Here is a 25,681-nt window from a genome sequence, read left to right as displayed (position 1 = left end):
TTTTTCGTCAATAAGAATATGATAATACAATGTTTTGTATTTGTCAAGAATAATAATTCTTTAATTGGTATAGTTTGTTAAGGAGTAAAAAAAAATAAATCTTCCGATTTACTTTAATTGTAATTTTAATAATGCTTTATCTATTTCTGTAAGTACCTTTTCGAGGTCTTCTGTATTATTTACGAAGTCAAGTGCATCTCCATTAATCCGAATTTTAGGGGATACATCATAGTTTTCATACCAAGCGGGGTATTCTTCATGGACTTGATGGTAATATGCTTTTAATTCAGGTTGATCATCAATCTGTTCAAAACTACGCCCACGTTGTGCAATTCGGGAAAGCATTGTTTCAAAACTCACATCAATATAGACCAGTAAGTCAGGACGCTTTTTAGGCATTCCTTCCATTTCTTCGAGCATATTACTGAGCAAGTTCTGATAGATTTCTAATTCTGTTTTAGTGACATTGCCATTTTTATAGTTTAGAGTTAAGAAAAGTTCGTCTTCAAAAATTGAGCGATCAAGGACATTATTCTCTTGAGTATAAGCCATTTTGATTGATTCAAAACGCTTGTTCAAAAAATAGATTTGCAACAAGAACGCATACTTTTTCGGATCTTGATAATACAAGTCAAGAACCGGATTATTATCTACGGCCTCGTAATACACATCTGTTCCAAGATGCTCCCCTAAAGCCTTTGCTAAGCTTGATTTTCCAGCTCCTATTGTTCCTGCTAAAACAATCACAGTTTTCATCCTCCTCAAGTCCAGCAAGGACCTTATTTTTTTTATTGCTCTGACGCTAAGATGTATGCTCTAATTTGAGACATGAAATACAAAGAGCCTGTCATTAAAAGTACATCGTCTTCATGTAAATTTTCTTTTAATGCTGCATATGAGCTCTTCCAATCTTCTGCCAGCGTCACATTTTCTTTCTCTAAATAAGCAAAATCTTCTAATTTTAAAGCTTTCGGATAATCAAAAGTGGTTAAAATTAGCTTCGAATTATCAACGGTTTGCATCATTTTAATCATCTCTGTAATATCTTTTGTGACCAGTGCTGAAAAGAGAATCGTAATTTTACGCCCTGAAAATTCATTTTTTAAGTTTTCCAAGAGTCGTTGCATGGCATGTACATTATGAGCGCCATCAAGTAGTGTTAAAGGTGCTTGACTGACTTCTTCCATGCGCGCCGGCCAAAATGTTCTTCTTAAACCCACTCGGATTGCTTCTTCTGAAAGTGATAACCCTATTTTATGTGCGTAAACCATGGTAAGTTTAACCGCAAGTGCTGCGTTGTCTATTTGATGTAGACCAAGTAAAGATTTTTCTAAGTTGAGCAAGTGAATTTCATCATCCTTGTAATTAAATCGCTCATTTTCAAGGATTTCTACCTGATAATCGATACTGTATTGATAATGTTTCGCTTGATTTGTTTGAGCTGTTTCCGCAATAACAGCTAGGGCTTCGTCCGCTATTTTCCCTGTCACCAAGGGTGTGTACGGCTTAATAATTCCAGCCTTTTGGGCAGCTATCTTCTCTAGTGTATCCCCTAGGATATCCATATGATCCATGCCGATAGTTGTAATTGCAGTTGCTACAGGTTGAATGACATTAGTACTGTCTAAAAGCCCCCCTAAACCTACTTCAATCAAAGCTACATCAACGTGTTCATCTGCAAAATAGCGAAACGCCAGAGCGGTAATAATTTCAAATTCTGTGATCCCTGCAAGTCTTTCGTCTTTGTCCATTTCCTCTACTAATGGTTTCAGTTGCTCGACATACTTGATAAGTTTTTCATCAGGAATAGGATGGCCATTAATCGCCATCCGTTCGCCAAAAGTCTCAATAAATGGACTGGTAAATGTAGCTACAGTCAAGCCCAACTGCTCCAAAATACCTCGGGTAAAAGCAACAGTTGAGCCTTTGCCATTTGTACCAGCAATGTGAAGCATCGACAACTCTTTTTCAGGGTTCCCGAGCAATTTAAGTAAGGCTTCAATTCGTGTCAATCCTGGGCGGATATTAAATTTAAGACGAGAATGTATCCATTCTAGTGCTGTTTCGATAGTCATATTAGGCTTGTTTCCCTTCTAGAAAATACTTTTTAAATTCCTCGGGTGCCTCTGTTTTTGAAAGCAAAAAAACAGGTAGCTCTGCCCGTTCAGAAGGCTCATCCCGCAATTTAAGAAGATAACGAAAATCAATATGCTGATGTGCTTTTTCTTCCTTAACTGCATTATAGGGAATATTAATAAGATTCACATCTATAAGACGTGGCGCACCAGCTGTCAAACCTGTTTCTTCATGGAATTCACGTTCTGCCGTCTTATGGGGTTTTTCCCCTTCTTCGACATGTCCAGCAGGAAGTAAGAGTTCTTTTTGATAGGGATGCTCGATAAAATACATCTTCTCCCCTTTAAAAACGACAGCAGACGCCGACAGTTGCAAATCCGGATTCTGTTTTCCCTTAAGTCCTTTTTTGCTGCGTAAAAGAGCAATTACCTGTTCTTGTTTTTTAGAACTTTCTAAAGCTGAAAGTTCACGTATCAAATTATTATACATTAGTATTTTTGGTATATTTTAAAATTTTCAATTAAACGGCGTGTTGCTGCAACATCATGTACACGTAGCACACGTCCACCATCCATCATCATTTGATTTTCAAGAATCAATGTTGACAAAAGGCGCTCGTCTACTTCCATATTCAGAAGATTGGTCATGAAAGATTTACGGGAGATTGCAATCATCACAGGCAAACCTAGGTTCGTCAATAGTTCGGTCGTTTTTACGCGCTGTAAAGAGTCAATCCCTGTTGCTCCACCTGAAAAACCAACGCCTGGGTCTACACATATTTGTGCATTAGCAATATCAAGTTGGTTTAATTCTTTTTGTTTTTCTGTAAAATAGGCCGGCAGTTCTTGATAAACGTTATCTGCGTAATTCATGCCCGCTCGCCCATTATTCATGGCAACCAAAGCCGGTTGGTATTCTTGCATCAGCTGTAATTTTTCAGGTGTATCAAAACCATCAATATCATTAATAATATCTGCACCTGCATCCAGCACACGCTGCATAACATAGGCTTCATCAGTGTCTATAGCAATAACAGCCTCGGGAAATGCTTGACGAATATTCTGCAAGGGCTGAGCGAGACGTTGCCATTCTTCTTCTGGCGAAATATCTGCATAACCTGGGCGAGAAGACTTACCTCCAAGTTCGATGACCTGTGCCCCCTCTTGCAAATCCTGTTCCACTCGCTGTAGGATAAAATCCAAATTCAGATTTTCTTCTGCGCCATCGTAAAATGAATCAGGTGTGACATTGACAATAGAATAGACAATCGGATCCAAAGTCAAATCAAAAGAAAAATTCTGTCCTGACCAAATAATCTGATGGCGTTTAAAAATACGCTCCAAAGCCAATTTTTCCTGAGAAGCAGGCCAAATCTTAATCAAATCTGCCAATTCATAAATCGTCAAAAAAGTCAGCAAATCATGCTTGTCTACGAGCGTTTTTGCTCTTACACGGTACAGAAGATTGTCCAATTTGGCTTGTTCTTGACTGCTCATTTCGGTGAAACAGATAGAGATATGCTTCAGAGAAAAGCACTCTGTATTTTTTTCAATGATTTTCATTTCAATTCAAGCTTTCTAAAAATTCAAGACGTGTTTCTCTGTTTTCTTCAAATTCTCCCATAAAGAAAGAGGTTTTTGTTTGAGAATTTCCTTTTTTAACACCGCGCATTTCCACACACATATGACGTGCTTCGACAACAACCGCAACACCTTTGGGCTCTAAGATGTCATTTAAAATTTCCGCTATGTCTCGCGTAATGTTTTCTTGCACTGAAAGTTTATGCGAAACATAGTTGACCAAGCGTGGAATCTTGCTCAAGCCTATAATATTACCGTCTTTAGGGATATAGGCTACGTTGGCCTTACCAAAGAAAGGCAACATGTGATGTTCGCACATCGAGTAAAAGGGAATATCCTTGATTAAGATAGTTTGATCCTGGTCTGTTTTTTCAATCTTAAAGAGTTTATACTCCTCAAATTGCGTTAATTTTTGTGAAGAGAGTATCTCTTCATACATTTTGGCTACACGCTCTGGTGTTTCTAATAGACCTTCCCGATCAGGATCTTCACCTACAGCAGAGAGAATTTCTCGTACAGCAAACTCAATACGTTTTCTAGCGGGCTTTTCCGTCGGAAGCTCTACTATTTCTTGTTCTGTATTTTTGAGTTTTTCAATGGCTTGTTTCACTTCCTGTTCGTATGAGAAACCCGGCTCTAAAATTTCCAAAAGGGGGACAAGAACAAAAAGACGATTAAAAACTTCTTTATGTGGAACAATCAAATCTTCCTCTGAGATCTGATCGTTGCCGTAAAATAAGATATCAATGTCTATCGTACGTGGGCCCCAATGAATCTTGCGTACACGCTTTAATTTGGCTTCAATTTCATGAATAAACGCCAATAACTGCTTCGCTTCAAGTGTCGTTGAAATCTTCACTGCCATATTGACAAAGTCATCTTGTTCCACACCCCCAACAGGTGAAGTTTGATAAAACTTTGACTTTTTATCTATTAAAATAGCCGAATTCTGCCCCAATAAACTTACTGCATCTTGTAAATAAGCTTGCTTATCTCCGATATTACTCCCTAAACTCAAATAAACCGTTTGCATCACTTTCTTGTTTCCCCCTTAGAAAGTCGTAAATATTCTCTAAAAGTTAAATATTTTAACCGACCATTTCAATTTCGACATTGTCAAAGATTCCTGCAATAGGTACAGCCAATTTTCGGACATGTACTTCTACTGTTTCCACTTTGTTGTTTTCTTTAATGGCTTGAATGATATCGAAAGCCAATTTTTCAATCAAATCTGCACGTGAGACTTCAATTATTTCCGCAATTTTTTCATAAAAAGCAACATAGCTCAAAGTTTCATCAAGTTCATCTAAACCCGAATAGGAAAAATTCGTGGTAACAATCAAGTCAATTTCTAAATTTTGTCCCAAAATCTTTTCTTCCGGTAAAACTCCGATATGCGAAAAGAATTTCATATTATTAATCTTAATCTTATACATATTGTTCAATGGCTTTCCAAGCCTCATCAATTCCTGTTTTATCAAAGCTTGAAAAGATCACAAAATCATCTGTGCTGTCAAATTGCAATGCTTTTTTGATTACTGAAACGTGCTTGTTCCACTTGCCACGTGGAATTTTATCAGCCTTCGTTGCAACTAAAATTACAGGAATATCATAGAATTTCAAAAAAGTATACATCAGTTTATCATCTTCAGAGGGTTCGTGACGCAAATCAACGAGAGCGACAACAGCTTTAAGATTAGGTGCTGTTGTGAGATACTCTTCAATCATTTTACCGAACTTTTCACGCTCTTTTTTCGAAACACGAGCATAGCCGTATCCTGGAACGTCTACCAAATGAACCGTATCGTCTACATTGTAAAAATTAAGGAGCTGTGTTTTACCTGGAGAACTTGAGGTACGGGCAAAGTTCTTACGGTTTAATAAAGTATTGATAAAGCTTGATTTTCCAACGTTGGAGCGACCAGCAAGAGCAATTTCCGGCATATCTGTCTCTGGATACTGCTTGGCAGAGGCTGCTGAAATCGTCAGTTGTAAATTATTAGGGTTTATTTTCATTATTTCTCTCTTTCCTTGTGTGTCAACCTCTCTTTAGATAGCTGCGCAAGGTTTATTTAAAGTCTTTTTTGGGGGAAGAAGGAGCATAAATCGCTTCACTTCCTGCCTATTATCATTCTCATTTGCTAAGGCAAAATCAATGATAATAACAAGAAAACCATGAGCACTCATGATTTTCTGTTTTTTATTTTTGAATATAAATGATTTCTGCTTCTGCTTTATCACGCACAGCTGCTTCCGTAATAATCACTTTTTCAATATTATCATGACTTGGTATTTCAAACATGATATCCATCATCACTTCTTCAATGATTGAACGTAAGCCACGTGCACCTGTTTTACGTTCAATAGCTTTTTCAGCAATGGCATGCAAAGCTGCATCCTCAAATTCCAGTTCCACATTGTCATAGCTTAACAACTGCTTGTATTGTTTGATGAGAGCATTTTTAGGCTCAGTCAAAATACTGATAAGATCAGCTTCTGTCAAACGTTCAAGTGCAGCAACTACAGGTAAACGTCCAATAAATTCAGGAATCAATCCGAAAGTTTGAATATCTTCAGCAATGATTTCCTGCATATATGATTCATTGTCAGCCAAGGCTTTATTATTTGTTCCAAAGCCAATAATTTTCTCACCTAAGCGTTGTTTGACAATTTCTTCAATACCGTCAAAGGCTCCGCCCACAATAAAGAGAATGTTTTTGGTATCAATTTGAATCATCTCTTGGTTAGGATGTTTACGTCCGCCTTGTGGAGGGACACTCGCAACTGTACCTTCGATAATTTTCAAGAGGGCTTGTTGAACACCTTCACCGGAAACGTCACGAGTGATAGAAACATTTTCGGATTTTTTAGCAATTTTATCAATCTCATCAATGTAGATGATACCACGCTCCGCACGCTCAATATTGAAATCGCTGGCTTGAAGCAGCTTGAGCAAGATGTTTTCGACATCTTCACCGACATAACCCGCTTCCGTCAAACTTGTTGCATCAGCAATGGCAAAAGGAACATTAAGCGATTTAGCTAAAGTTTGTGCCAAAAAGGTTTTCCCTGAACCTGTAGGACCAATCAATAAGATATTAGACTTTTGGAGTTCAACTTCTTCGTCATCTTTACCTGTAAAATTGATGCGTTTATAATGATTATAAACAGCAACAGCAAGCGCACGTTTTGCACGCTCTTGTCCGATAACGTAACCATTAAGATGATCCAACATTTCTCTTGGGGTCATTACAGGAGTAGTTTCAAATTCTTGAGCCATTTCCTCTCGCATTTCTTCTTCAATCAAATGGCTCGATAGTTCCACACATTCGTCACAAATATAAACACCAACACCGGCGATAAGTTTCTTTACTTCTGGTTGGCTCTTGCCACAGAATGAACAATATATATTTTCGTTTTCTTTTGTATCGTTAGACATTTATTTCTCTTTTTCTAGATTTTAAACATTTTTAGGAAAATAAAGTTCCAAAAAAAGCATGAATGGAATTTACAATATTCGTAAAGGCATTAAGAAGAAAAATAGTTCCTAAGCCCCAGCGCTTTTTGCGGAAGCATTGCAGTGCAAGGATTACACAGATTGCGCATAAAACAGCTGTAAATAAGCCAAAAATAGATTTTGTCACTGCTTTTGTTTCTCCTTCCGCTCATATTTTTCAACGGTAAAGTCATAAGGATTTTGCGCGTCTTTTTTGTGATAATCCGCTGACACTTTTACATACTTCGAAAAATCAAACGTATCAGGGAAATAAGTATCCCCTGCAAATTCTCCATGAACAACCGTTTTATAGAGCGCTGATAGCTCATTTTCGAAAAGAAGGAACATCTCTGATCCGCCAATGATATATAAATCACGCTCTTGATTATTATACCATTCTACAACTTCGGATACACTATGCATGATTAGGACACGGTCGTTATCTTCTTTGGGATAAGTTTCATCTCTTGTAAGAACGATAGTGATACGTCCAGGAAGCACACGCTTATTCATGCCTTCAAAGGTTTTACGGCCCATCAAAATTGCTTGATGATACGTTGTCTTTTTAAAATGTTCGAGTTCAGCAGGTAAGCGCCAAGGTAAATGACCATCGATGCCAATTACTTTTTTCTCGTCCTCTGCCCAGATTGCGTAAATCATTTTATTTCACCTACCTTGCTTTTCTTCAATTGTTTGGAAAAGCCAGTCATCCTCTTAAACAAAGATGTTCCTTTCTTTTGGGATTTTAAGGCCAACTCTTTGATATTCTTTAATACACAAATAGCTGACAAAATTCATAAAGAATTCTTCAAAACCTTATTTATTAACCGTTTGAACAGTTAAGTTCTCGCTGTTCTCTCAGAAGCTTTTTCTCTGCTTTGAGGGATAGAATTACCTTTCCTATTATACCAAAAAACACCTTTTTTTACTTTAATTTTTCTTATTCGGAAAAAAATGTAAAAAATTTCCATTATTTCCTTTACTTTTCCTTAAAGATGTGTTAAGATTACTCTATCAATTAATTTGTTTCAATCAACCCTGTTATGATTAAAGCAAATTAGTCCCCCAACTAGGCTGCTCGCTGAGACCATACTCCGAGCTACCTAGTTTTTATTTTTGTAAAAATGTAAAACCCTTACAAAAACGGAATGGAGAAAATTATGAATCATATTGCACTTTTTGAACCACGTATCCATTTTAACACTGGAAATATTGCGCGGACTTGCGCAGCTACTAATACTACCTTACATTTGATTGAGCCTTTTGGCTTTGAAATTACCGACAAAAATCTCAAAAGAGCTGGATTGGACTATTGGGATCAGGTCAACATTGTCTATCATAAAAATCTGGAAGATTTTATCAACCATGTGGATGGAAAACTCTTCTTAGTGAGCAAATTTGCAGATCAAGTATATTCAGATGTTGATTATACGGAAACTTCAGAAGACTATTACTTCCTCTTTGGACGAGAAGATACTGGTTTACCAGAAGACTTTATGCGGGAAAATGCTGAAAAATGTATTCGCATCCCAATGAACGATGAACATGTACGTAGTCTCAACCTTTCTAATACTGCGTGTATGATTGTCTATGAAGCGCTTCGTCAACAAGAATTTGCTGGTTTGGAACTTAAGCATACTTATGAAAATGACAAACTTAAATAAATTTAGTTTTTCTTCTCTAAAAGAGGAAAGAAATATACATCAAAACGGAAGTTACATTATGTAACTTCCGTTTTTTATTATTTCTTGATTTTCTTAATACGAAGTGTAAGTCCAAACAGGGCTAAGGCCAAGAAAGTAAGTCCTAAAATAAAACTAATTAGAGTCATGCCTTCATTTTCGCCTGCCTTAGGCAAAAATTTTTGCTTTGCTGAAGCGCTTTGATCTTTTTCTCCACCTTGAGGAGTTGCAGTTACTTGAGAAATCGACTTATTTTTTGTATAGACATAAGTGACAGTCTGTACTTGGTTTGTATAACGACCTGCAACATTACCACGCACTTCTTTGAAAGTGTAGCCCTTAATATCTTTCTTTTCAGTGCTATAACCTTCTCCAATAGCTCCTGATTTTACAATATCTTCCGAAAGTGAATGGCCATCCGTATCTATATATTTGACAAGGACTGTTCCACTCACATGGGGAAGTTCATTCTTCGTATAAACATAAGTTACAGTTTGAGCTTGAGCAGTGAACTTACCTGATGCATTACCTTGAACCTCTTTAAATGTATAACCCGGAATATCTTTTTGCTCTGTTGTATACGCTTCACCAATATTTCCTACTTTTACCACATCATCAGAAATTTCAATACCCTCTGTATCCACGTATTTGGCAGTAATATCCCCACCTTTTACCGGTTGAGCTTCTTTTACAGTAACTGTAGCAACAGCAGAATATGTCCCTTGATTTTTAGAGTTTGAAAATAAATTAGGTACAAATCTTGTATACGTGACTTTGTAAGTTCCTGCTTTTGCCGTATCGACTTGCCCTTCAACACTTATATCTGAAAAAGGAACCGTATTGCCATAATAATCTGTAGCACTGTCAAAGTTATCTTCTGGCTGCCATGCCTCACCAACTGTTAACTCTGAATCGTGTACAATAACTGTTGATTGGTCTTTAGCCCCTTCATAAACATACGTCACTGTTTGAGGTTGATCTGTAAATTTACCGGATGGATCACCTTGAACTTCCTTAAAAGTATAGCCTGGAATATCTTTTTGTTCTGTTGTATAAGCTTCACCAATATTTCCTGATTTTATGACATCATCTGCAATAGGCGTGCCTTTTGTATCGACGTACTTCACAGTCACATCGCCTGCGGATATCGTGTAAGGCTGCCATACATAGGTATCGTTCTTCGCATTCGCATTGAAGCTTTGAGTGAGTTGCTTACTTGTCCAAACATCAGCTCCTTGCGGATGCGTAAGCGAACCTGTACCAACATTTTGCCACTTCCCTGTATATTGATTGTTTGCTGAAATTTCTGGAAGCTCCACGTTCACACTATCCGTAACCCAAAAACGGAATTTATCACTAAGTTTTAGCACCTTTAAAGAAGTTGTATTTTGGAAGAAACGCGACATCTCATAACCTGTTATCCATGAATTTTCAAGTTGTGTCATATCAAAACCTGAAAGATCAAGAGCTTCTAGAGAAGAATCTCCCATAAAGACACCTTGGGCAGAATATAAAGGGGTTAATCGCCATTGAGACAAGTCAAGTTCCTTTAATTTGGGCATTTCCTAAAAAGCATAAGTAATTGCAATCATATTCGAAACATTCCAATTAGAAACGTTTAACGATTCCATATTTGTCGCACCATTAAGAAAAGAAAAAATTGTTGTAACATTCGATACGTCCCAAGAAGTCAAGTCAAGACTCGTCAAGCTCGCACAACCGCCAAACACCCGTTGCATCTCAGTGGTATGAGAAGTATTAAGCTTTTCAATACCTTCAATATGAGTGACATTTGCTAAATAATCAAATAGATTACTGAGTATATTTCCAGCAATAACATCACCTTCAAAACGGATACTTGTTATCTGTTTGCTCCATTGATACCAAGGACTCATTCTTAGTCCGTTTTGGTTAACTGGGGTGTCAGAAAATGTTCCAGATCCAATATGTAACACACCAGATGAATCAATTCTCCATGGTGCTGTCCCAAAAGTTCCTGATGCAATGTCATTAGAGTCCGCTTGGACTTCAACATTTTCTGAAGAAAGCTCTGTGGTTACTGCTGGTGATTCTGCGATTTTCGGAGTTTCAGCAATAACTTGTAATGTTGGTGAGAGAGCTCCCAATACTATCGTGCTTAAAGCAATGGCCTGAGTCATTTTTTTCATTATTCATCCAATTTCCCTTGATATTTCGTTTGCGCGAAAAAGTACGGTTTGTTGGAAACAAAAAACCTCGATACTCCCGGGAATAATGCTTTTCTAACCGGTCGTTTCCTATAGGAAATCATTTATGGGCTATTGCACAGACAAGAAAATAAAGGTATAATAAAGATGTATCGGTTATGTGAAAAGAGATGTGTTAGAAAAACCGTACTTTTATTGAAATATGCTTTTTGAACCTCAGAATAGTAAAAAACAGCTCGTTATAACGGGCTGTTTTTCTTATGTTCTTTATTTTACTGTGTGAATTCTGTTGAAGTTAAGTTGACTTTTGATTTACGCTCTGAATTTAAAACGAGATTAAGCAAGATAGCTGAAACAGTACTTACAACAATTCCATTAGAAAGGAAGATTTGTGCCCAACTTGGTAGACTTACAAAAAGGTTGCTTGAGTTAAAACCAACGCCCATCCCAACTGAAACAGCGACGATAAGCAGGTTTTGATTATCTTTGTAATCTACTGTTCCAAGCATATTCACACCTTGCATGGCAACCATTCCAAACATGATGAGCATGGCTCCACCAAGTACGGGAACTGGAATAAGTTGAGCAATTGCCGCAAACTTAGGAATCAACCCTAAAACAATCAGGAAACCAGCAGTGAAATAAATAGGCTTACGGGATTTAATACCTGACAACTGTACTAAACCAACATTTTGTGAGAAACCTGTGTAGGGGAAAGTATTGAAGATTCCGCCAAGCAAAACAGCAAGGCCTTCTGAGCGATAGCCATTACGCAAACGTTTTTCAGATAGTTCCTCACCCGTCAAATCAGACAAAGCCAAGTAAACACCTGTTGATTCAACCATTGAAACAATGGCGATAATAATCATCATCACACAGTCCACCAGATAAAAACGTGGCATTGCCATGCGGAAAGGAATAGGCAAGTGTGCCCAAGGTGCTTGATTGATCGCAGAGAAGTCCACCATATGTAAGCTGGCAGCTAAAATTGTTCCTGCAACTAGACCAATCAAGATAGCAATAGAACGAATGAAGCCTGTGGCAAAGATATTTACCAAGACAATGACTAAGATGGTAAATCCCGCAAGCAAGAGACTGTTGGCTGTAGGAGATGCTTCGTTATTTCCCATATTTCCTACCGCAACAGGAATTAAAGTTAAACCAATCGTGGTAATTACTGAACCAGTCACAAGTGGTGGGAAGAATTTACGAATTTTAGAGAAAACACCTGCAAAAGCGATAACGAAAATACCTGAGGCAATTAAGGCACCAAACATCGCACCATCACCATGCTTTTGGCCAATAATAATCAATGGCGCAACGGACTGAAAAGCAACACCCAAGACAACTGGAAGACCAATCCCAAAGTTTTTGGTCATCTTTAATTGCAACAAAGTCGCTAAACCACACATAAAAATATCAGCTGAAATTAAGTAGGTTAACTGCAAAGCACTATAATTTAAAGCTGAGGCAATCATGATGGGTACTAAGATTGAGCCCGAGTACATTGCAAGTAAATGCTGCAAACCTAAAACTGCAGCTTGACCGTTGGCTTGTCTTTTTGTATTAAACATTTCTTCCCTTCTCCTTCTTAATCCCAAGCAGCATCATCTGCTGGTGCAAAGACGACTTGACCTGACTCAAACTTTTCAATACGGGCTAGAGAAGTCACGGTTAAGCCTTTCTCCATCAAGAGGTCGCGTCCTGTTTGGAAACTCTTTTCAATGACAATACCGATACCGGCAACTTGTGCGCCCGCTTGTTTAATCAGCTCTTCGAGACCAAGCGCAGCTTGACCATTTGCCAAAAAGTCGTCCACAAGTAAAACAGTATCTTCAGAAGAAATAAATTTACGAGAAATTGAAACTGTTGAAGTAATTTGTTTTGTAAATGAAAAGACCTCTGTTGTCAATAATTCTTCGTTCATTGTGATATTTTTGGATTTTTTAGCAAAAACCATGGGTACACCAAGTGCTTCTGCTGCATAAAGCGCCGGTGCAATACCGCTTGCTTCAATCGTTACAACTTTAGTGATATTTTTATCTTTGTAAACTTCAGCAAAGCGTACACCAATCGCTTTCATCAACTCATAATCGACCTGATGTGTAAGGAAGCTGTCCACTTTTTATACTTGGTCTCCCAAAACTTGCCCATCAATTGCGATACGATTTTCCAATAACTTCATAACTTCTCCTATAACATTTATCACTCAAGACTGGCTTTAGTTTTAATACGCACAAAAACTCTACCTGATAAGGTAGAGTATTTCTAGACGACAAAAAGAAGATATTATTTACGACCTTTAAACTTAAACGATGAAAGTTTCTATTTAAAGATAAAACTGCACAAATAGAATCCTCTTATTGTCCTGCCTTTACGGTGCAGGGTAGAAACACTTAGCCATATCCTAAGCATAAATAAGATTTTTAATATTGATACAGTATATCGCATTTTATTATTTTTAGCAAGAAAATATCGAAATAAATAAAATTTTTTCAAATATTCATCAGAATTGTTCGGAAATTACTTATTTTTTAGCTTCATTTACCAATTGTGAAACTTCTTTTTTGGTTAAGCGACGGTAGCGACCAGGGACTAATCCATCTAAACTTAACGGTCCGTATTGAACACGGCTAAGTTTTTGGACAGGTAAACCAACTGCAGCAAACATTTTCTTCACTTGATGATTTTGTCCTTCATGGATGGTCAAGCTAACAAGCGAGCTGTTTTTCGCCTTGTCCTGTTTCATAATCTCATAACGTGCTGGGCTCACCTTTTTACCCTCGATGGTCATGCCTAGGGTCAAGGGACGCAAGTTTTCCTTATTGGCTTGTCCCTCAACCTTAGCGATATAAACCTTTTCAACACCGTGGCGCGGATGTGTCATCAAGTTTGTAAATTCTCCATCATTAGTCAGCAACAAGAGACCACTTGTATCCCAGTCTAAACGTCCGACAGGGTAAATGCGTTCCTTTCCTGAAGGGAGCAAATCCATAACGGTTTGACGGCCCTTATCATCGCTTGAGCTAGAAATATAGCCACGCGGCTTGTTCAGCATATAATAAACAGGTTCTTCGTTATAAACAGCAACACCGTTGACCTCAACACTATCTCCTGACTCTACTTGATAGCCCAGGTTGGTCATTGTAACGTTGTTGACAGAAACTTTTCCTGATAGAATAAGTTCTTCTGCCTTACGTCGACTGGCAACACCTGCATGTGCCAAAAATTTATTGATTCTCATTTAATTCCTCATTTTCGTTAAATAATACTTGTTTTTCGCCAATAAATTGGCTTTCATCTATTTCTGGTAGCTCTGACAAGTCATTGATACCAATATAATCTAAAAAGAACTCTGTTGTGCCATAAAGTCCTGGACGACCAACGACTTCAAGCGTGCCTGTCTTTTCTACCAAATCATAAGCACGCAGTGTTGAGAGCGTTCCACTAGAGTTGACACCACGTAATTGATCGATTTCCAGGCGCGTAATCGGCTGTTTATAGGCAATAATCGAAAGTACTTCTAAGGCAGAACGTGAAAGACTTTGATTGAGGGGTGTCTTCGCATAGTTTTTAAGGATGTCTGCAAAGATATCTTTCGTTGCTAATTTATATTTCCCAGCTGTTTCGATAATGGTTAGCGCAGATTCTTCATCGCCTTGATATTTCTCAATAAGGCGCTCAATTTGTTGTTCACAAGCAAACTTACTCATACCCGAAAGCTCTGATAATTGGTTTAACTCCAGCCCTTCTTCACCCGCAACAAAGAGTAACAGTTCCAAAGTGGCTGTCTTATTCAGATTGTTCATCTTTCGTTTGTCCTCTTTCTAATAGAATTTCACCAAAAACTGTTTCTTGTTTAAACGTTACTTGTTGTGTTTTTATGAGCTCTAACAAAGCCATGAAAGTGGTCAGAAGCTCTTCTTTCGATGTCTTCTTCGAAAATAAAGAACTAAACTTGCACGTCTTTTTCTTTAAAAAGTAACGGGACAACTCCACTATTTTATCGGAAATTGAGAATTGCTCTGCCTCTATTGTTGTATTTTCATCTGTGAAGGACTGTTTTTGTAAGGCTAAAACATTGCTGAAGGCCAAAAATAAATCCAGACTGTTATGATCTTGTAAAAGTACCGCATCTTCACCAATAATTTCCGTTTTAGCTTTGGAATAATACTGGCTACGTGCCTCATGCATCTGAGCGATATCTTGGGATAAAGCTTTATATTTTCGATACTCATCGATTTGTGCCAGCAAATCTTGTTCCAGCTGTTCAGTATCTTCGATGAATTCTTCAGCAACTGTAGGCAAAAGACGACGGGATTTTATCAGCATTAACTGACTCGCCATGACCATATATTCACTGGCAATTTCTAACTCCAAGGTTTTCATAGCCTTCAAAAAGTTCAAATATTGCTCAATGATTGGAACCAAAGGTACCTCAAAAATATCAACTTTATATTGCCCAACCAAGTGCAAAAGTAAATCTAAAGGGCCTTCAAAATCATTGATTTTTATCTTTATTTCTTCACTCATTTATAGTATTTCTCTAAAGTAGTTGTTGTAGATAGCCCTAGAGCTTCTGCTAATTCGTATACAGTTTTGCCCAGCCGCACTTGCTGTAAGATATATTGTTCGCGTAATTCTTTTGCTGTCAAATCCGTATATTTTTTTAGTTCTAAATAAAGAAATTGACGTGATTTGGTAAACAATTCATCCGCGTTGTTTATTCTTTGGGTATAGAGTGCAAACTTATCACGTATTGGTAAGACACGCTTTAATCCAGCCTTCTCAACAGTAAGAATTCGGAATTTCCAGTTGAAATTTTCCCACCGTAAGTGCTGTATTTCTGAAAAAGTTAAACCAAACTCAAGGATTAAAAATGCTAAGAAATGACCAGGAGAAGTCACCGGTTTATAAACGGATGACATATTCTTGATTTCTAATTTTTTCTTTACTTCTTTCTTTGGCGCATTTACCTGCTGAATTTTATGATACTCTTTCAGTAAATTTTTATCATAAAGATAGAGTAGAAACTGATTTGCACTTGATATCTTGCGGCGTTGTGCTGCCACAGCCAATTTTTTCAAAGATTGGCGATAAAGCATGAGCGACTCACGAGAAATTGTTCTTTTCTCAAAAAACTCGGCAAAATTTCGTAAATCATAAAGATAATTTGATTTGGTATTTTCTGAAAAATTTTTGCTCTCTAAAAAATTAGGAATTTCGTTCGATAATATCATATTTTTTACTAAATTCATGGGCAAAAGCGTTAATGGCTTTGAGAATTTCTTGACGTGCAATAATCCCCACAAACTCAGTTCTTTTTACCACAGGTAAGAAAGGCTCTTTGACCAATTTATGCAAGATTTCTTCCAAAGGTGCTGAAGGGGATACTGTTTCTATTTCAGTGTCCACAATCTCCGCTATAGGTGTATTCATCGATTTTTCATAAAAGAAATCTTCACCCATCTCAAATTCGACAATATCTGCAAGCCCTAAAACGCCTACAAACTCTTTATCTTTAGTGAGGACAGGTACTCTAGAATATTTATACTGACTGAGCAATAATTTTGCATGAGAAATATTGTGTTCGTCACATAAAATAGCTACGTCATCAGCATCTTTTATAAATGTTTCGCTTTGTTCTAAGAAATATTTTTCAATAGCTTTATCAATCATTTTCACTCTACCTCTTTTTTCTAAAGCTCAAAAGTAAATTGTAGACCCGGAATTTCCTGATGCTCTAAATCGTGATAAGAAACCTTATAGCCATCTTCTAATACTGTGACGACGGCGTACATTTTTATATTGATATTTCCTCTAGGTTGACTTACTGAACCAGGATTAATATACAAAGTGTTTCCTATCATTTGTGCAACAGGCTGATGGATATGGCCAAAAAGTGCAATATCCGCTTCTTTTTCTTCTGCAAAGTAAGAATAACGATCAAGCCCTAAGCCAACATAAAATTGGTGGCCGTGCGCGATAAGGACTTTCTTTCCTTCGACATCCACCATTTTTATCTCAGAATAGCCTTCATCGTAATCGCAATTTCCTGCAACTACATTGATCCCTTGCCATATATCATCATTACTTGGCAATTCAGAATCACCGCAATGAAACAAAGCTGATGCTGTGCCTTCATATCTTTTTTTGATTTTTTTAATTACATCACGATCAGTGTGTGAATCACTCATTACAACAAACATTGAAGACTCCTTTTAGCTAACACTCATGCCTCGTTTTATTTTTTAATGTGCTCCAGCCATTCTGGGAGTTCTGTCATTAATTTTTGTAAAGCTTGACCACGATGTGAAGCTGTATTTTTTTCTTCAGCACTAAGCTGAGCAGCAGTTCGGTCTGATGTTCCCACCAAAAAGATAGGATCATAGCCAAAACCATTTTCTCCTTGCGGCGTAAGGCCAATACGACCTTGCCAGTCTGCTTCAACCACCAAACTTTCATGGCCTGGGTAAGCAGCAACTAATGTCGTATGGAAATGCGCTGTCCGGCGTTCCGGCGTGATTGCCGTTGAGGCTAACTCATGGAGAAGTTTGGCAATATTTTCCTCATCCGTTGGATTAGGTCCAGCAAAACGATGACTCCAGACACCAGGCAAGCCCCCTAAAACATCTACACATAAACCAGAATCATCACCGATAACAACTTCGCCAGTAATTTCAGCAATTTGTTCTGCTTTGAGACGTGCATTTTCTTCAAAAGTCATGCCAGTTTCAGCGATATCTGGTAACTCAGGATAATCTTTAAGATTTTTAATTTTGTAGCCAAATTCTTCAAATAGACGTTTGAATTCCGCGGTTTTCCCGTCGTTACGTGTGGCGATGAGCAGGGTTTTTTCAGCAGATAATTCCGTGTGCTGTGCAATAATTTTCCCAGAACCAAGCCATCTGTCCGCAATTGCTTGGAAATCTTCTGCCTTACCTGTTGTATAAAAACGGTGATGGAGACTTTGACGTTCTTCACCGTTGAGATCAAAATAGTTGAGTAAAACAGTGATATCGCGTACAGTTTCAGAACCACTGTCAATAAGCTGAACATTTGGCCCCATTTCTTTTTGGATGAGTTTGCGCAAAAGAGGATAATGTGTACAGCCCAAAATCAAGGTGTCTACTTTACCAACCATTGATTTTAAAGCCTTCGCTACTATTTCTTGAGCCTCTTCCGAATCCGCACCGTTGGATTCAACCAGTGGTACAAACTCTGGGCAAGCCAAACTATGCACATCAACACTTGATGATTTGAGCTGAATAACTTTACGATATTGATCAGAATTAACCGTTGCTTGTGTCGCAATTACGCCGACTTTCTTGGTGATTGTTTTTTGAATCGCACTTGAAGCACCTGGTAAAATCACACCTATGACAGGAATATCAAGAGCTGCTCTTACTTCTTCAATTGCAACTGCTGTCGCTGTGTTGCAAGCGAAAACAATCATTTTTACATTTTTAGAAAGCAAAAAATTGACCATATCCCAAGTGAAAGCAGTAATCTGCTCATTTGAGCGTGGCCCGTAAGGCGCACGTTGCGTATCACCGATATAGACAATTTCTTCGTTTGGTAATTGACGGAGAATCTCGCGAACAACGGTCAAGCCTCCAACTCCTGAATCTAGTAAGCCAATAGGTCTGTTGTCCATAAATACCTCCAAAATTTACTTTTTATCTTATTTTTTCTTAGTGTCTGCTTGTTTAGCTGCACTACGAATTTGACGAAGCACTTGTTGTACTTGTGCTTCAGATGGTTTGCGTCCCATGGAACCCATCATCATACGTACTGCATCTTCATTCAATGGTGGGTTATCCATCAAGAGCTTTTTAGTTTGTTTTTGTGTAAACCAAGCGCCCCCAGCAAAACCAGCAATGGCAAAGACAATCATAAGTAAAATTGCAACAAATAAATTCATTAATACTCTCCTACAAGAAAGCTATAAAATCGCTTTCGTAATTTTTACTCCTTATTATATCAAATTTAGACACATTTGTCAGCTGCAGATTCCTCTCACAATTTTTGAATCTCTTATTTATTATTCAAGAGTATAAATCCAACCTTCTGGGGCTTCCTTATCGCCAAATTGAATACCAATAAGTTCATTGTATAAGCGTTGCGTCACTGGGCCGACTTCTGTTTCTGAATAAAAAACATGGTGTTTATCTTGATCATCAATAGCACCAATCGGTGAAATGACTGCAGCTGTACCACAAGCACCTGCTTCGACAAAATCATCTAACTGATCCACAAAAACGTCACCTTCAATAGCTTTCATTCCCAAACGCTCTTCAGCCAGTTGTAATAAAGAATATTTCGTGATAGAAGGCAAAATTGAAGGGCTTAACGGCGTGATAAACTCATTATTCTTGGTAATCCCAAAAAAGTTTGCTGCACCCACTTCTTCAATCTTAGTGTGCGTGGCAGGGTCAAGATAAATTACATCAGAATAGCCAGCTTCATGTGCTTTTTGTCCTGGTTCAATCGAAGCGGCATAGTTCCCCCCGACTTTTGCCGCACCTGTACCATGTGGCGCTGCACGGTCATAATCACGGGACACGAGGAAGTTTGTTGGCACAAGACCACCTTTAAAGTAAGAACCTACGGGAACTGCAAAAATTGTAAAGATATATTCATCTGCTGGTTTTACCCCAACAAGGCCGCCCACACCTATTAATAATGGGCGAAGGTAAAGCGTAGCTCCAGTTCCGTAAGGAGGGACGAAGTCTTCATTTGCCTTAACAACTTGTTTTACGGCATCGATAAACTTATCTGTTGGCACTTCCGCCATACGTAAGCGACGTGCTGTAGCTTGTAAACGCTCAGCGTTGCGATCAGGACGAAAAAGATTTATTTTTCCGGATTTTGTACGGTAGGCTTTGAGCCCTTCAAACCCCTGTTGACCATAGTGAAGCGCTGGTGAGCCTTCCGAAAGGTGCAAAGTTGCATCGCCTGTAAGTTTTCCATCATCCCATTTTCCATCTTTAAAATGTGAAATATAGCGGTAAGGCAACTCTCTGTATTCAAAACCTAAATTTTCCCAATCTAATTCAACTGTCATTCTTTTTCGTCCCCCATTTTTATCGACATCTTTTTCCATAAAGCCAAACTTCATGGTATTTGTTATAATTAATTATTATAAGCTATTTTGAATGTGATTTCAATATAAATTCAGAAAATTATAGAAATGGAAATAAAATGAATATTCTTAGAATAAACTTTCAAGAACTCGGACAACTCTTGTTGGATAAATTAATCTACGTCTTTTTAGTCAGTCTTTTGTTTTTTATTTTATACCGGATCAGCGTCCGCATCGTAGAAACGCTTTTCAAAAACTACAGCAATCGTTCTTGGGCAGACGCTTCTCGGATAATGACTTTAGCCCGCTTAACTAAAAGTGGTTTAACTTATCTGACAGCTTTTCTCTGGATCTATACTACCCTCTCTATTCTTGGTGTTCCTGTAGGAAGTGTGCTTGCCGGTGCTGGTATTCTCGGTGTTGCTCTTGGTTTTGCGGGGCGTGATCTCGTCGCCGATATCATCAATGGCTTCTTTATTATCGTCGAACATCAGATTAATGTGGGCGATTGGATTCGCTTTGAAAATCTAGGTATCGAAGGGGAAGTCACTGCTGTAGGTATTCGCTCAATCACTTTAATTTCAGATGATGGCGCTACAGCCTTTATCCCTAACCGTAATATTGAATCCTTGAAAAATTTCTCTTACAAAGACCGGACGATGAACTTAGATATCCCAGTTACAGCCGAGAACTTAGAAGCGATGAAAGCTCAAATCCTTCGTGTGAACGCTGAATACCCTCAAGTCGTTTACAATGGGATTATCACACGGGACGAGAGCATTTTTATACGGAGTTTGCTCACGGCGAATCTCAGCGAAATAAATGGTTTACGGATGGAAATCATGAACAAATATTATACAAAATAAGCAGATCATCCTGATCTGCTTATTTTTCTACCATTGATTTGATGGGTTCATAAGATTTACGGTGAATCGGTGTAATGCCGAAGTTCTTTAGCCCCTCCAAATGCTTGGCCGTGCCATAACCTGCATTATGTTCAAAGTCGTAATGGGGGTATTTGTGGGCATACTCCGCCATCATTCGATCTCGCGTCACCTTTGCAACAATACTTGCTGCCGCGATGCTTGAGGACTTGGCATCACCTTTGATAATACTGACTTGAGGGATATTAATGTCTAACTTCATCGCATCGATGAGGAGACATTCTGGCTGTATTTCTAATTTTTCTACAGCTTGAAGCATCGCAATTTTAGTCGCCTGATATATGTTCACTTGGTCGATCGTTTCGTTGTCAACTAGACCAATACCTATAGCAAGCGCTTTTTCTTGGACTTCTGTAAAAATGGCTTCATGTTTAGATTTTGAAATTTTCTTACTGTCGTTAAGACCTTTAATCTTACAATTTTTAGGTAAAATAACGGCTGCAGTCACAACTGGACCAGCTAATGGACCACGTCCAACCTCATCTATACCCGCAATTAAGTCCAGCCCTTGCGCATATGCTTGTCGCTCAAAGTTCAGCATCATTTCTAAGCGTTCATCTTCCGCTTGTTCTGCTAAAATCTCTTTTTTCCGACGTTTAATCGCTGCTTGAACGCCGGCACGACTGTCTTCTAGAAAAGCCTCCACTTCGACCAGTGTATTTAAGCCATTCAGTTGCTCTTTTATTTCTTTAATCGTTGACATAGTCACTCACTTTATCCAAGCAATATTCGCCCATTCTGCCATCACGCACATCCTTAACAAACATTTGATAAAAACGGTCATAATCATCACGGAAGCCAAAACGTTGGGTCAATTCCATGATAAGATCGGGGATCTCTAACTCTAGGTCTGCTTCTTTCATACGCAAACGTTTCATGGTTGCTGCTTGGTAATTTTCAAGGAAATACTGCAAACCAAAGATTGTCACATCATCCATAGGCAAAAGTTGGTCCTTGATAGCGCCTGTTAAAGCAAGTTTTAGACCAACTTGATCATCTTCAAATTTTGGCCACAGTATCCCTGGTGTGTCGAGAATTTCCAACTCTTTATTGGTACGCAACCATTGTTGCCCTTTAGTTACACCGGGTTTATTTCCTGTAACAGCTACTTTTTTTCCTGCAAGACGGTTCATCAGTGTTGATTTACCCGCATTAGGAATACCGACAATCATCGTACGTAAAGAACTGTTCTGGATGCCACGCTCAGCATTACGCGCAAGCTTATCAGCCATCAAAGTTTTCGCTGCAACAGTCAAACGTTTGGCAGTATGTGCTTCTTTTGAATTGATGGCTAAAGCAATGATGCCTTGTTTTTCAAAAAACTCCACCCACGATTTCACCGCATTTCTGTCAGCTAAATCGGCCTTGTTTAAAGCGATAAGACGTGGTTTATCCCCAATAATTTTATCCAACATAGGGTTACGTGAACTGATCGGCAAACGTGCATCTACCAACTCAATCACAAAATCAACATATTTTAAATTTTCTTGAACTTGACGACGCGCTTTGGACATGTGTCCTGGGAACCATTGAATTGCTACACCCATTTTTAAACCCTGCTATAACTGGTGTTATAGCCTTTCATTATTATTTTTTAGTGATGAAAATAAATACCAAATACGTCTAGAGATGACCTATCTCTATTTTACTTGAATCTGCTCTCTCTGTTTTTGTCTTACATAAAAAGCCTTGTAGAGCATATCATACTAGGTTATTCTATCATTTTTTGAGCATCTGCGCTAATATGTAGCCGTTTGGCTTTGTGAGCTATCTTCTTGTTCAGGCATTCTTTCTCATACAAAAAGACATGAATTCATGCCTCTTGTATCGTTTCTTCTCGCTCGTTTTTATTCTCCTGAAAGGCGGGATTCTCCCAAGTCAACTCATCGTCACCGAATATTTCTTTTTTGCGAATACGAGAAACTTGCGAATTTCCTTTTACGTAAAATCCTAAAGGTTCATTTCGCCATTCATCCTTACATGTTATTCCAATTCTCTTTCGACAGGCAATCTCTTTTGGTGTTTTGTCTACTTCTAATGTCAAACGTGAGTCAACAAAATACTCTCCGTCTATCTCTTTCGTTATGCCAAAGGATTTCGTGAGCTTTCCCGGACCACTGCCATCATGTTCTGGAGCCTCTGCTTGAACGGCGCGAATTAAAACGGCCTCTGGAACATTTTTGCCTTTAGTGACTAGATTTAACATAAAATGACCATGAATTTGATATACATACCAGTGCCCGGCAGCGAGGTACATGGATTCATTACGCGGGGTTCGTTTTCCCATGAAGCTATGGCATGCACTGTCCCGTGTCCCAAGATAAGCTTCAGTTTCTACGATATTCCCAAGTATTTCTGACTCTCCGCCTTTTTCCAAGACAAGTTTCATACCAAGAAGATTTTTAGCTATCTCAATTGTGCTTTTACTTATAATATCTATAAAATTTTTATCTTTCATAAATAGCTTAATCCTCCACATTGATATATTTCTATAGTAAAAGCAAAACAACCGTTCGGCTTTCTTCCTCCATGCTATCAATCCCTCATTTAATATTACTTAAATAATACTCCAAAGATCTAACATTTTCAATAAGTTTAGCCTAGTAATTACAATATTTATTTTTTCTAATATACAGCGGTTTAGTTTAATATTTTCTTATCGTTTATACCTTTTTTCGGACATTAAAAAGGCATAAAATCTTGCCTTTTTATATTCTCTCCAAAGGATCCGCAATCATATCCTGTTTACTTGAGGCATCTCCAGCTACGTCATTGAGATATGTTTCCATACGTATGGCGTTAATTTGCATCTTGTCTTGACTAAAATCAATATTAGATTTCTTGATTACAAGTTGTTGGGTAATCAGGGTATTGGAGATACCATAGCGGAACTTAATCTCGTTTTGTTTTGCAAAAATATCCCTCCAAGTAATTTGAGGAATACGGTTTAAGACTTTTTCTGTATCAATATTTTTTACGGGATTGTCTGTAAAAAGTGTGCTCAATGGCCCTACACTTAGCATATCGTAAGGCTTAATATGAGATTGGGTGAAATACAAAAGAGCCCTATCTCCGTAGTAGCTCTGTTCCTTGTTGATCGCACCTACTTACTACAACCATTTATAGTCTAATGCCAAACAGATAATTTTAATTTGGCTTCCCTTCAAAAAAGAAAATTCAAACTTTATCATACTGAAACAAACTATAGTTTTCGATAATTTCCAGAAGTCTTTCAGTATAAGCTGGATCAGTAGCATAGCCAGATAGTTGTACGGCATGAGCTGCCTCTTTATAATCTTTAGCCGCAAGGACAAGAGCATACTGGTTAGGATTCCACGTTGTTCCTTCAGTGAAAAGAAAGGCATGCCCTTCTACAGACTGTTGCCAATTGTCATAAACACGAAAAGGTTCACGCACTGTTATCCATTGATTATTTTCAAACTCCTTGGTTTCCAAAGCAACTTTTGGCACGTTACCGTAAGCTTTTATGCCAAACAGATTATAATATTTAGCTGCAAGTCCGCTTCGACCAAAATCACTTTCTAAAGCTGCCTGACCGAGCGTCAGGGAAGCGAGAATGCCGTATTTTTCTTGGGTCTCTTGTGCATAAGGAGCTATCGTTCGGATAAAATCATATTCCTTGGTAGTTTCAACTTGTACCGCAAGTTCATTTGTATTACGATGATCCGCTGGATGAAGGGTGCTAAGTTCCAAAAGATCCACTATTACAAACAGGATAATCAAAAATTTTACAGTAAAACGAAAGATTTTTCTAGATTTAGTAGAAAGTACTCCGCGCTTTTTATGGTATGTCATAAAACCATTATAACAAAAAGTTACAAATTTTTTACAAAAATGATAGTGGCTTTTCATTAGCCAATACATATACTTTTTGCAACTCATCCAGTTCTGCCAGAGTGTAAGTATACTTAAAGCGTTCTCAAGAACAACCTCAACCTTGTAATCACAATGGTCGGTGTCCCACTGCTCAGCAACTGTATCATAAACACTAGAAAACCAAAATCCCTCTTGATAAAAGATTACATTAAATTGTAAATGGAGTCCTGCTCTTTCATACGAGGTATAAAGCAACAAAATAATCTTACTTTCTACAACCGACTTTTAGTTTCATGTTGCCCTCTCATTCATTATTGTATGGTTACAGGATACCATGCAATTTCAATCCTATTTTCGTCCGGGTCAAGGACGGTAAAACTGAGATATTCATATGGTGAGTCGGGCGTATCACAAAGCTTATCTATTATTTTCGCGCCCATATTCTTTATCTGCTCATAATCTTGCTGTATGTTGTCGGAGTAAAAATTGAGAACGCCGTTGTTGCCAACTGCACGGCACTGATTAATCTCTGCGTCACACAATAGTCCGAAGTGTTTGTCACCTTGATAAAAATCCGCCCAGCGATTGGCTTCAACATGGGTGGGACTTATGCCCAATAATTCCTCGTAAAACTTGATTGATTTATCGAGGTCTGTAACCGTGAAATAAAATCCTTCTATGGTAATCATGTTCATTCACTCCTAACTTCAAACTCAATCTTCGTCTTTGCGTGCAGCAATGTGGTCAAGCTGACCACTGAAGCTATCTTTAACTTACGACCGTACGGTGTCTTTT

Annotated in this window: 27 protein-coding genes, 2 pseudogenes and 1 riboswitch; of the genes and pseudogenes, 2 read left to right on the top strand and 27 right to left on the bottom strand. The window is 38.1% G+C overall.

Annotated elements, in window-relative coordinates; genetic code table 11:
- Nucleotides 1-108 precede the first annotated feature (108 nt).
- The 9 genes from P3G65_RS05795 to P3G65_RS05755 form a co-directional block, all read right to left on the bottom strand.
- Nucleotides 109-747, bottom strand: a complete 639-nt coding sequence (locus P3G65_RS05795; protein WP_004257113.1) for a deoxynucleoside kinase — start codon at nt 745-747, stop codon at nt 109-111.
- 41 nt (nt 748-788) lie between these two features.
- Nucleotides 789-2,075 carry a folylpolyglutamate synthase/dihydrofolate synthase family protein gene (locus P3G65_RS05790; protein ID WP_019291709.1) on the bottom strand — a complete coding sequence of 429 codons (1,287 nt, stop codon included), beginning with the start codon at nt 2,073-2,075 and terminating at the stop codon, nt 789-791.
- Between the two features lies 1 nt (nt 2,076).
- Nucleotides 2,077-2,565, bottom strand: a complete 489-nt coding sequence (locus P3G65_RS05785; protein ID WP_019291710.1) for an NUDIX domain-containing protein — start codon at nt 2,563-2,565, stop codon at nt 2,077-2,079.
- The gene (folP, locus tag P3G65_RS05780) at nt 2,565-3,638 is read right to left on the bottom strand and encodes a dihydropteroate synthase (RefSeq protein WP_019291711.1); all 1,074 of its coding nucleotides are present in this window, start codon (nt 3,636-3,638) and stop codon (nt 2,565-2,567) included. Before folP ends, P3G65_RS05785 begins: the two co-directional genes overlap by 1 nt.
- Before the next feature lies 1 nt (nt 3,639).
- Nucleotides 3,640-4,689, bottom strand: coding sequence for a GTP cyclohydrolase I FolE (folE, locus tag P3G65_RS05775; RefSeq protein WP_019291712.1), 1,050 nt, complete (start codon nt 4,687-4,689; stop codon nt 3,640-3,642).
- Nucleotides 4,690-4,744: 55 nt separating this feature from the next.
- Complete coding sequence (gene folB / locus P3G65_RS05770; RefSeq protein WP_004257097.1) at nt 4,745-5,092, bottom strand: dihydroneopterin aldolase; 348 nt, start codon at nt 5,090-5,092, stop codon at nt 4,745-4,747.
- Entirely contained in the window at nt 5,085-5,672 is a 588-nt protein-coding gene (yihA, locus tag P3G65_RS05765) for a ribosome biogenesis GTP-binding protein YihA/YsxC (protein ID WP_004257096.1), read from the bottom strand. The genes folB and yihA overlap by 8 nt, the downstream gene beginning before the upstream one ends.
- 184 nt (nt 5,673-5,856) lie before the next feature.
- On the bottom strand, nt 5,857-7,095 hold the full coding sequence (gene clpX / locus P3G65_RS05760) for an ATP-dependent Clp protease ATP-binding subunit ClpX (RefSeq protein WP_004257095.1): 1,239 nt from the start codon (nt 7,093-7,095) through the stop codon (nt 5,857-5,859).
- Nucleotides 7,096-7,296: 201 nt separating this feature from the next.
- A complete protein-coding gene (locus P3G65_RS05755; RefSeq protein ID WP_019291714.1) occupies nt 7,297-7,812 on the bottom strand; it encodes a dihydrofolate reductase in 516 nt (171 codons plus the stop codon).
- Between the two features lie 500 nt (nt 7,813-8,312).
- Between P3G65_RS05755 and P3G65_RS05750 the strand changes: the two genes are divergently transcribed.
- Nucleotides 8,313-8,816, top strand: coding sequence for a tRNA (cytidine(34)-2'-O)-methyltransferase (locus P3G65_RS05750; protein ID WP_004257093.1), 504 nt, complete (start codon nt 8,313-8,315; stop codon nt 8,814-8,816).
- 77 nt (nt 8,817-8,893) lie between these two features.
- Here P3G65_RS05750 and P3G65_RS05745 read toward each other — a convergent pair.
- The 12 genes and pseudogenes from P3G65_RS05745 to P3G65_RS05685 form a co-directional block, all read right to left on the bottom strand.
- A pseudogene (locus P3G65_RS05745) lies at nt 8,894-11,002 on the bottom strand (MucBP domain-containing protein).
- A 290-nt stretch (nt 11,003-11,292) separates the two neighbouring features.
- Nucleotides 11,293-12,594 (bottom strand): nucleobase:cation symporter-2 family protein, encoded by a 1,302-nt coding sequence (locus P3G65_RS05735; RefSeq protein WP_019291717.1) that lies wholly within the window; start codon nt 12,592-12,594, stop codon nt 11,293-11,295.
- Between the two features lie 17 nt (nt 12,595-12,611).
- Nucleotides 12,612-13,205: pseudogene (locus tag P3G65_RS05730) on the bottom strand (xanthine phosphoribosyltransferase).
- Between the two features lie 158 nt (nt 13,206-13,363).
- Nucleotides 13,364-13,461, bottom strand: a riboswitch (purine riboswitch).
- 86 nt (nt 13,462-13,547) lie between these two features.
- Entirely contained in the window at nt 13,548-14,264 is a 717-nt protein-coding gene (locus P3G65_RS05725) for a pseudouridine synthase (protein WP_004257079.1), read from the bottom strand.
- On the bottom strand, nt 14,251-14,820 hold the full coding sequence (scpB, locus tag P3G65_RS05720; protein WP_100205809.1) for an SMC-Scp complex subunit ScpB: 570 nt from the start codon (nt 14,818-14,820) through the stop codon (nt 14,251-14,253). Before scpB ends, P3G65_RS05725 begins: the two co-directional genes overlap by 14 nt.
- Nucleotides 14,813-15,553, bottom strand: coding sequence for a segregation/condensation protein A (locus tag P3G65_RS05715; RefSeq protein WP_019291719.1), 741 nt, complete (start codon nt 15,551-15,553; stop codon nt 14,813-14,815). Before P3G65_RS05715 ends, scpB begins: the two co-directional genes overlap by 8 nt.
- Nucleotides 15,550-16,278, bottom strand: a complete 729-nt coding sequence (xerD, locus tag P3G65_RS05710; RefSeq protein WP_016170926.1) for a site-specific tyrosine recombinase XerD — start codon at nt 16,276-16,278, stop codon at nt 15,550-15,552. The genes P3G65_RS05715 and xerD overlap by 4 nt, the downstream gene beginning before the upstream one ends.
- The gene (gene cbpB, locus P3G65_RS05705; RefSeq protein WP_014024836.1) at nt 16,235-16,699 is read right to left on the bottom strand and encodes a cyclic-di-AMP-binding protein CbpB; all 465 of its coding nucleotides are present in this window, start codon (nt 16,697-16,699) and stop codon (nt 16,235-16,237) included. Before cbpB ends, xerD begins: the two co-directional genes overlap by 44 nt.
- Nucleotides 16,700-16,719: 20 nt before the next feature.
- Entirely contained in the window at nt 16,720-17,229 is a 510-nt protein-coding gene (locus P3G65_RS05700; RefSeq protein ID WP_004257065.1) for a metallophosphoesterase, read from the bottom strand.
- 35 nt (nt 17,230-17,264) lie between these two features.
- Entirely contained in the window at nt 17,265-18,677 is a 1,413-nt protein-coding gene (gene racE, locus P3G65_RS05695; protein ID WP_019291720.1) for a glutamate racemase, read from the bottom strand.
- A gap of 27 nt (nt 18,678-18,704) precedes the next feature.
- A complete protein-coding gene (locus P3G65_RS05690) occupies nt 18,705-18,944 on the bottom strand; it encodes a YneF family protein (RefSeq protein WP_004257058.1) in 240 nt (79 codons plus the stop codon).
- A gap of 120 nt (nt 18,945-19,064) precedes the next feature.
- On the bottom strand, nt 19,065-20,087 hold the full coding sequence (locus P3G65_RS05685) for a branched-chain amino acid aminotransferase (RefSeq protein ID WP_029343514.1): 1,023 nt from the start codon (nt 20,085-20,087) through the stop codon (nt 19,065-19,067).
- A gap of 137 nt (nt 20,088-20,224) precedes the next feature.
- Here P3G65_RS05685 and P3G65_RS05680 point away from each other — a divergent pair, with 137 nt between their 5' ends.
- Nucleotides 20,225-20,971 (top strand): mechanosensitive ion channel family protein, encoded by a 747-nt coding sequence (locus P3G65_RS05680; RefSeq protein ID WP_004257051.1) that lies wholly within the window; start codon nt 20,225-20,227, stop codon nt 20,969-20,971.
- 19 nt (nt 20,972-20,990) lie between these two features.
- Here P3G65_RS05680 and P3G65_RS05675 read toward each other — a convergent pair whose 3' ends face one another.
- The 6 genes from P3G65_RS05675 to P3G65_RS05650 form a co-directional block, all read right to left on the bottom strand.
- Complete coding sequence (locus P3G65_RS05675) at nt 20,991-21,752, bottom strand: ribonuclease HII (RefSeq protein ID WP_019291722.1); 762 nt, start codon at nt 21,750-21,752, stop codon at nt 20,991-20,993.
- Nucleotides 21,739-22,596, bottom strand: coding sequence for a ribosome biogenesis GTPase YlqF (gene ylqF / locus P3G65_RS05670; RefSeq protein WP_019291723.1), 858 nt, complete (start codon nt 22,594-22,596; stop codon nt 21,739-21,741). Before ylqF ends, P3G65_RS05675 begins: the two co-directional genes overlap by 14 nt.
- A gap of 266 nt (nt 22,597-22,862) precedes the next feature.
- Entirely contained in the window at nt 22,863-23,507 is a 645-nt protein-coding gene (locus P3G65_RS05665) for a DNA-3-methyladenine glycosylase (RefSeq protein ID WP_019291724.1), read from the bottom strand.
- Between the two features lie 250 nt (nt 23,508-23,757).
- Nucleotides 23,758-24,054 (bottom strand): hypothetical protein, encoded by a 297-nt coding sequence (locus tag P3G65_RS05660; RefSeq protein ID WP_230318198.1) that lies wholly within the window; start codon nt 24,052-24,054, stop codon nt 23,758-23,760.
- A gap of 172 nt (nt 24,055-24,226) precedes the next feature.
- Complete coding sequence (locus P3G65_RS05655) at nt 24,227-24,922, bottom strand: glycoside hydrolase family 73 protein (protein WP_232621146.1); 696 nt, start codon at nt 24,920-24,922, stop codon at nt 24,227-24,229.
- Nucleotides 24,923-25,197: 275 nt separating this feature from the next.
- Nucleotides 25,198-25,575, bottom strand: a complete 378-nt coding sequence (locus P3G65_RS05650; RefSeq protein WP_230318199.1) for a VOC family protein — start codon at nt 25,573-25,575, stop codon at nt 25,198-25,200.
- Nucleotides 25,576-25,681: the final 106 nt, after the last annotated feature.

This window comes from Lactococcus sp. bn62 (assembly GCF_029492705.2).
GTDB classification, from domain to species: domain Bacteria; phylum Bacillota; class Bacilli; order Lactobacillales; family Streptococcaceae; genus Lactococcus; species Lactococcus petauri.
The sequence above is the reverse complement of the archived record's forward strand: the minus strand, read 5'-3'. Positions and strand labels throughout refer to the sequence as shown.

What these genes read in the sequence shown, in the direction of transcription:
- P3G65_RS05790 (WP_019291709.1), bottom strand. Translation starts at nt 2,075, where the DNA reads ATGACTATCGAAACAGCACTAGAATGGATACATTCTCGTCTTAAATTT.
- P3G65_RS05785 (WP_019291710.1), bottom strand. Translation starts at nt 2,565, where the DNA reads ATGTATAATAATTTGATACGTGAACTTTCAGCTTTAGAAAGTTCTAAA.
- folP (WP_019291711.1), bottom strand. Translation starts at nt 3,638, where the DNA reads ATGAAAATCATTGAAAAAAATACAGAGTGCTTTTCTCTGAAGCATATC.
- folE (WP_019291712.1), bottom strand. Translation starts at nt 4,689, where the DNA reads ATGCAAACGGTTTATTTGAGTTTAGGGAGTAATATCGGAGATAAGCAA.
- folB (WP_004257097.1), bottom strand. Translation starts at nt 5,092, where the DNA reads ATGTATAAGATTAAGATTAATAATATGAAATTCTTTTCGCATATCGGA.
- yihA (WP_004257096.1), bottom strand. Translation starts at nt 5,672, where the DNA reads ATGAAAATAAACCCTAATAATTTACAACTGACGATTTCAGCAGCCTCT.
- clpX (WP_004257095.1), bottom strand. Translation starts at nt 7,095, where the DNA reads ATGTCTAACGATACAAAAGAAAACGAAAATATATATTGTTCATTCTGT.
- P3G65_RS05755 (WP_019291714.1), bottom strand. Translation starts at nt 7,812, where the DNA reads ATGATTTACGCAATCTGGGCAGAGGACGAGAAAAAAGTAATTGGCATC.
- P3G65_RS05750 (WP_004257093.1), top strand. Translation starts at nt 8,313, where the DNA reads ATGAATCATATTGCACTTTTTGAACCACGTATCCATTTTAACACTGGA.
- P3G65_RS05735 (WP_019291717.1), bottom strand. Translation starts at nt 12,594, where the DNA reads ATGTTTAATACAAAAAGACAAGCCAACGGTCAAGCTGCAGTTTTAGGT.
- P3G65_RS05725 (WP_004257079.1), bottom strand. Translation starts at nt 14,264, where the DNA reads ATGAGAATCAATAAATTTTTGGCACATGCAGGTGTTGCCAGTCGACGT.
- P3G65_RS05715 (WP_019291719.1), bottom strand. Translation starts at nt 15,553, where the DNA reads ATGAGTGAAGAAATAAAGATAAAAATCAATGATTTTGAAGGCCCTTTA.
- xerD (WP_016170926.1), bottom strand. Translation starts at nt 16,278, where the DNA reads ATGAATTTAGTAAAAAATATGATATTATCGAACGAAATTCCTAATTTT.
- cbpB (WP_014024836.1), bottom strand. Translation starts at nt 16,699, where the DNA reads ATGATTGATAAAGCTATTGAAAAATATTTCTTAGAACAAAGCGAAACA.
- P3G65_RS05700 (WP_004257065.1), bottom strand. Translation starts at nt 17,229, where the DNA reads ATGTTTGTTGTAATGAGTGATTCACACACTGATCGTGATGTAATTAAA.
- racE (WP_019291720.1), bottom strand. Translation starts at nt 18,677, where the DNA reads ATGGACAACAGACCTATTGGCTTACTAGATTCAGGAGTTGGAGGCTTG.
- P3G65_RS05690 (WP_004257058.1), bottom strand. Translation starts at nt 18,944, where the DNA reads ATGAATTTATTTGTTGCAATTTTACTTATGATTGTCTTTGCCATTGCT.
- P3G65_RS05685 (WP_029343514.1), bottom strand. Translation starts at nt 20,087, where the DNA reads ATGACAGTTGAATTAGATTGGGAAAATTTAGGTTTTGAATACAGAGAG.
- P3G65_RS05680 (WP_004257051.1), top strand. Translation starts at nt 20,225, where the DNA reads ATGAATATTCTTAGAATAAACTTTCAAGAACTCGGACAACTCTTGTTG.
- P3G65_RS05675 (WP_019291722.1), bottom strand. Translation starts at nt 21,752, where the DNA reads ATGTCAACGATTAAAGAAATAAAAGAGCAACTGAATGGCTTAAATACA.
- ylqF (WP_019291723.1), bottom strand. Translation starts at nt 22,596, where the DNA reads ATGGGTGTAGCAATTCAATGGTTCCCAGGACACATGTCCAAAGCGCGT.
- P3G65_RS05665 (WP_019291724.1), bottom strand. Translation starts at nt 23,507, where the DNA reads ATGAAAGATAAAAATTTTATAGATATTATAAGTAAAAGCACAATTGAG.
- P3G65_RS05655 (WP_232621146.1), bottom strand. Translation starts at nt 24,922, where the DNA reads ATGAAAAGCCACTATCATTTTTGTAAAAAATTTGTAACTTTTTGTTAT.
- P3G65_RS05650 (WP_230318199.1), bottom strand. Translation starts at nt 25,575, where the DNA reads ATGATTACCATAGAAGGATTTTATTTCACGGTTACAGACCTCGATAAA.